The sequence below is a fragment of the Dolichospermum sp. LEGE 00246 genome (assembly GCF_015207865.1).
Lineage (GTDB): Bacteria > Cyanobacteriota > Cyanobacteriia > Cyanobacteriales > Nostocaceae > Dolichospermum > Dolichospermum heterosporum.
The window spans coordinates 1-5,110 of sequence record NZ_JADEWA010000398.1 but is presented as its reverse complement, the minus strand read 5'-3'; the positions used below and the strand labels follow the sequence as shown (position 1 = coordinate 5,110).

6 protein-coding genes are annotated in these 5,110 nt (G+C 39.6%); 2 read left to right on the top strand and 4 right to left on the bottom strand.

Annotation, left to right across the window (positions count from 1 at the left end):
• The coding region (locus IQ228_RS20690) for a transposase (RefSeq protein WP_228043984.1) at nucleotides 1-245 on the bottom strand (245 nt) is incomplete at its 3' end.
• 140 nt (nucleotides 246-385) lie between these two features.
• On the opposite strand from IQ228_RS20690, the gene IQ228_RS20685 reads away from it, so the two are divergent.
• Nucleotides 386-571, top strand: coding sequence for a hypothetical protein (locus tag IQ228_RS20685; protein ID WP_027401053.1), 186 nt, complete (start codon nucleotides 386-388; stop codon nucleotides 569-571).
• 520 nt (nucleotides 572-1,091) lie between these two features.
• On the opposite strand, the gene IQ228_RS20680 is transcribed toward IQ228_RS20685, so the two are convergent.
• Nucleotides 1,092-1,811 (bottom strand): Crp/Fnr family transcriptional regulator, encoded by a 720-nt coding sequence (locus tag IQ228_RS20680; RefSeq protein ID WP_027401051.1) that lies wholly within the window; start codon nucleotides 1,809-1,811, stop codon nucleotides 1,092-1,094.
• A 373-nt stretch (nucleotides 1,812-2,184) separates the two neighbouring features.
• On the opposite strand from IQ228_RS20680, the gene IQ228_RS20675 reads away from it, so the two are divergent.
• Nucleotides 2,185-2,997, top strand: coding sequence for a DALR anticodon-binding domain-containing protein (locus IQ228_RS20675; RefSeq protein ID WP_228043983.1), 813 nt, complete (start codon nucleotides 2,185-2,187; stop codon nucleotides 2,995-2,997).
• Nucleotides 2,998-3,326: 329 nt separating this feature from the next.
• Here IQ228_RS20675 and IQ228_RS20670 read toward each other — a convergent pair whose 3' ends face one another.
• Nucleotides 3,327-4,169: a Cof-type HAD-IIB family hydrolase gene (locus tag IQ228_RS20670; RefSeq protein ID WP_027401049.1), complete on the bottom strand. Its 843-nt coding sequence runs from the start codon at nucleotides 4,167-4,169 to the stop codon at nucleotides 3,327-3,329.
• Nucleotides 4,170-4,263: 94 nt separating this feature from the next.
• Nucleotides 4,264-5,110: AAA family ATPase (locus IQ228_RS20665; RefSeq protein WP_228043982.1), on the bottom strand; the 847-nt coding region annotated here is incomplete at its 5' end.

Here is a 5,110-nt window from a genome sequence, read left to right as displayed (position 1 = left end):
AAAATTGTCCGAGAAGCCTGAGTATCAGCATGGTCAATATGACCACAATGTTCACAAATGAACTTTTCGCCATCTCTATTAGCTTTACTAATATGATGACAAGCCGAACATTCTTGAGAAGTAAATTGAGGATTAACGGATAATACTGGTTTACCAGACTTCGCACGGGTAGGCTTTCCCCCGCGCTCTAAAGAGACGCGGCTCCCAGCCTTCCCGCAATCCCCTGGTGGGAATTTGCATGGCAAGAACTTTGGGACAAAACCGATTTTGAAAATCAGGATATTGTTAAGATTACCTATGACGGAATTCTTTCAGGATTAATCAGATTTGCTGTTTACTCTACTGAAGATGGAATCCCTTACCTATTTTACGCAAAGCCCTAACTATGGGAAAAAATCAAGAAGGACTGATCATCGAAATATTGTCAGATTGCTACAAGCAGAAAGGTATTACTCAAGAAAATATTAGTAGTTGGAGTAATAAACCGCCAACCTTTCAAGACTTGAGAAATGAAATGGAAGCAAGAATACAAAGCGGTTTTCCAGACTTGATATTTTATAACTTCTTCTAAATCCTCCTGATAGCGCAGGGTGGCGTTAATCATACCCTGAATGGGCGCAGTCCCTGCGCCCCTACGTCCTGATAGCGCAGGGTGGCGTTAGCCATACTTCTAGCCCTCACAGACAACTTTTTGGTGCAAACCCTACTTAAGCATTTTTATGACGAAGAGAAAACTGATCTTAAAAGTTTGAAATATTCCCAGATAAATATTCATATTACACAGCCAAGATCAATAATTGGAACCAGGTGGGTGGCCCCAATTTGCCGATCTAGCGTTATCAGTGCCGCGTTCTTGATGAAGGCACTAGAGAACTTTTCGTCCCAGACATATTGCATTTCATACCCGATTACCCAAAATCTGCTTGTGGTGGTCAAACAGATTTGTGAAGATGAGGAGCAGGGTGACAGAACTAATTACCCAACTTGGATTAGTTATAATTCGCTAATACCTGTCATTGGTGTGTCCGAGAGTGGCAAGCTCTCAGTTAACATCTATCAATCTACTGCTCATTAGAGATTTGAACTAAGTTCTAGCTGGCTCTATTGATAGATTCAGCGGGTAGGCAAATCAGATTATCTCCTTGGGTAAGGATTAAGCCACGTTGACGTAATTTACCCATTAAACGAGTGACAGTAACACGGGTTGAACCAATGGCGCTGCCAATTTGAGCATGGGTGAGGGGGAAGGGTAAGCAATAACCACGAATGACATCAGGATCGGTTTCGCTCATTGAAGGCTCTCCATATTCCTCAATCAGTAGGGTGAGGAATCCTAAGAGTCGGTCAATTGTACGACGTTGTCCTAAAGCGCTCAACCATAACAACTTGCGCTGGTGCTGATATCTAAAAGCATCCATAACTTCACGGCGGAAGTGAGGCCAGTTGTCTAGGTCATGCCAGTACATCCACAGCACTGCTGTTTGGTCAACGTGGGCGTAGGACTGGAGGGTGAATGGAGATTGAGCAACAATTTCAAAAGGTTGTCCTGCTCCCACAAAACCCAAGAAGGCTTCTTCGGGTGTTCTGTTAATGCGTCTAGATGTTAACTGACTAGCAGTAGCACTGACTTGGGCAGTTCCTACCATGCGGATAGCACCTCTTTGGACTAAATAGAGCAAACCAGGTCTAGCTGGAATGCGCTCGTCTTTGCTGAAGGTGCGGCAGCGGTAGTGTTCTTGGGCCCAGTCAAGAATACGTTGCCAGGTTAAGAAAGGACGCGAAGCTTCGGAAAAGGAAGATGGAGATTGCATAGGTAACAAAGAGCTATTGGCTGAAAACAAAGACTTGATAAGAAAAGTGCAAGGAGTGTCTTTGTGTTAACGGGGTAGGCATAACGCCTAACAGCGCCAGCCCTCCAATGGGATAGAAAGCTAAATTGCTCTCTATTTTTTCTTATACTTCCTACTGTACAACAAGGGTAGTAAAGATTACCCATTTTTTATACATTATTTATCAAATTTCATCCTACTCTCATTTTTCCCGACATCAGTAAACTTCTATCTCAAGGTAGATGGAACAGGATAAAATGATGCACACCATAATTTTTTTACAAAAGGATACGTGTCGCATAGACTACTTTTTGGGCAAAATAAAGCAATTAAACAGTTAATAAATAGGTATTTAATGTCTTCTCTCGGTATTTTTACTAATAAGGAGGAAATTACAAGCATAAAAGGGATAAAAGTTCCTCTCTACCAAGGAGGATATAATCAAAAAATTTTATATATCTCTGGTGTGGCTATGAGAATATCAAAATCTCAGAATTTAACAGTTATGGACGGTGCTGGAGCTATCGCCACGCTTGCCGAAAGTATTGCCGGACATTTATCCCAAAACAGTGATAGTTTATTTAGGGTGAAAGTAGTTCCCCCCGGTGAGATTCATATAGAACTCATGGACTCTACTTTAGCTGCTTGGTTACAAAATTTAATAGTTGCCAAAAAAACTGGAGATTTGGTGAATAATTTTTTAGATGACCAATTACCAACTTCATTAAGTTCATTAAAGGTTTTTGCCATTCAATATGCTCATTTCCGCTGCTGTTCTTTGCTGCGCTTAGGACAGAATGAAGGATTGATTGAACTTGATAGGACAGATTTTAATGGTTTTATGGCTGTCAACTCTATACCTTTGCTAAATTGTGAGCAGAAACTTCTTCTTGATCACTTGGATGAGAGGTTTCTAATTTATCAATTAGTTAAGGTGGTAGATTATTTGGTTTGTGCTGATAGTAGTTCTATTGACTGGGAAAAGGCAGGTGGGAATTTAAGTCAAGCTTTTGAGCGGTTTTGGTGTAATTGTCGGATTTGGGGGGAAGTGAAAATTCATGATCCAGAATTGGCTCAAGCTCGCTTGGGATTGCTGATAGCGACTCAGTTGGTTTTAAGGTGTGTGTTAGAGGACAAGTTGGGAATTGTTGCACCTGTGGAACTTTAAGCGGTTATCGCCAGGATGCAATGCAATCGAGGGCGCAGTCCCTGCTCCCCTACAGGTTTTGCGATTTATTGATAAGCTGTTGTGCATTTAGTTTGTATAATTCTAGCGGGCAAGATGCCCGCACTACAAAGTTCAAGTAAATTATGGTTATCAAATTTAGCTTAGCTGCGTAACAGCTTATTCACACAAACTTTACAAAATCTTTGAGAAATTATCTTGACAAAATAAATATCTCCGCATAAAATCGCAGGTGTGTGAGGAGCGAAATTAGGAAGGACACCGAGACGAAACACGGCCAGTCGTCGGTGTCTTTTCTTATGTGTAGAGTTTTAATTAAGTAAGAATTTTTCCATTGCTACGGCTGCACCATCTAATTCTACACTAGGTGCTACCCAGTGAGCGATCGCTTGCACTTCGGCTGGTGCGTCACCCATGGCGACACTAATGCCAGCATAACTGAGCATTTCTACATCATTGAAATTATCACCAATAGTCATGACATGATGACTTTCTAAACCTAGTATTTCTTCTGCTAGATAGCGGACAGCATTGCCTTTATTAACATGAGTATTAGCTGCTTCCAAGAAAGTAGCGACAGATGTTGTTATATATAATTCTGTGGGTTGATATCTGCGGCGTAAATTAGCCAAAAGTTGTTGAATTAAGTTTGCGTCATCACATAAGGCTAAAATTTTAGTGGGTGCATGATCTAATAGTTGACGTAAATCACCGACGGGAATGGCGTTTACACCACAGCGTTGTTGATAATTTTCCGTTTCTTTGGTAATTTCTCGGACATAAAGTTGGTCGTTGATGTAAAAATGCACGGAGAGGAGCGATCGCAAATCTGGCTGTTCAAAGTATTCTAGTAGTTGTAAGGCAATTTCTCTAGACACAGATAAATGACGGTGAATTTCCTGAGTATTTGGATCTTGAATCCAAGCGCCTTGATAAGCTACTAAAGGCAGTGTAGATCCAATTTCCTGATGAAACCGCAAAGCCGAACAATACATTCTTCCTGTTGCTATAGCGACTTTAATTCCCTTTGCTTGTACAGCAGCAATCACTTCCTTGACAATATGACTGAGAGTATTGGAATGTCCAGCAATTGTCCCGTCTATATCTAACACCAACAGTTTAATATCACTCACTTCATCAGGTGCTTTGTGCATAAATTCCCCAAAAATTGAAGTTCCAGTAAAAAATTAACAGTAGAGACTTACTTGCGTAAACTTGATTATAAGGGAAATGATGATAAGTCTACACTCATAATTCTATGTCTCCACAAATTAAAGCATTGATCAGATCACCACTACTGGGTATCTCACTAAGCAATCTAATTAAAGTTGGTTCTAAGTGACTTTTTCGATCTAGGAAAAAGGTATTTTCATCAGAGAATTCTCTAATTGCTTCAGGATTATGAGAAGTTACTAAAATTTGTCCACTATTTTTAAATGAACGTTGTAGAGATTTGGTAAAATGACCTACTTCTGACAGAGAAAGATAATTATCAGGTTCATCCCAAAAACAGAAAATTGGTCCATAGAATTTATTAGCAGCTAATACCACAGCACAAAGAAAAAAGCATTTTTCACCATCTGATAAATCTTGAAAATCAACATTCAAAGTCGCATTATTTTTTTCAAATCTAATAATTAGGGTTTTCAAGTCTTTACCAATAATTTCAGTGACAAAATCTTGAAAATCCGGCATAATATTTCGGAGATATTTGTCAATTTCTCTATAGGCAGCAGGATAACGACCAAGTATCCCAGAAAGCCATTCTCCAATATTTGAACCATCTCGCTTTGGTTCTAAAGTTTCACCAGGGGAATTTCCTGTCATTGAACTGGGAATTGGTGCTAAAATAATCATCTCAGAAAGCCAATTCTTGAAAACATGAAGACTATCATTACCAATTATTGGCATTGCCACTAAATGCCAATCTACTAAAAACTGAGCTTCCTTATTTTGTGCGTTATCGTTATTATGAATAGTTACTTGGGCGGCTTTTCGAGAATAAATTAAATTTCCTGCAACTAGAAGTTGTTCTTCAAAAACTCGCAGTTCTTTAAATTTTTCTGGCAACTCCAATGCTAAGACATATTTATAT